Source organism: Corynebacterium sp. MSK041, from assembly GCF_030232265.1.
Taxonomy (GTDB): Bacteria; Actinomycetota; Actinomycetes; order Mycobacteriales; family Mycobacteriaceae; genus Corynebacterium.
This window is the reverse complement of record NZ_JASPJK010000078.1, coordinates 1-239: the sequence shown is the minus strand read 5'-3', so window position 1 is coordinate 239 and position 239 is coordinate 1. Positions and strand designations below refer to the sequence as shown.

The following is a 239-nucleotide window of genomic DNA, read 5'->3' as shown; positions in this document are numbered from 1 at the left end:
CTTCCTGGCCGAACAGGGCTTCGACTACGTGTTTATCGACTGCCCGCCCTCCCTTGGCCTGCTCACCATCAACGCGATGACCGCGGTGGATGAGGTCCTCATCCCGATCCAGTGCGAATACTACGCGCTCGAGGGCGTAGGCCAGCTGCTCAACAACATCTCGATGATCCGCGAGAACCTCAACAAAAACCTGCACATCAGCGCCGTCCTCTTGACCATGTACGACGGCCGCACGAAGC

At 59.4% G+C, this 239-nt stretch carries 1 protein-coding gene; it reads left to right on the top strand.

Features of this window, described 5'->3' with window-relative positions; genetic code table 11:
- A partial coding sequence (locus QP968_RS11250; protein WP_284856476.1) for a ParA family protein occupies positions 1-239 on the top strand: 239 nt, incomplete at both ends.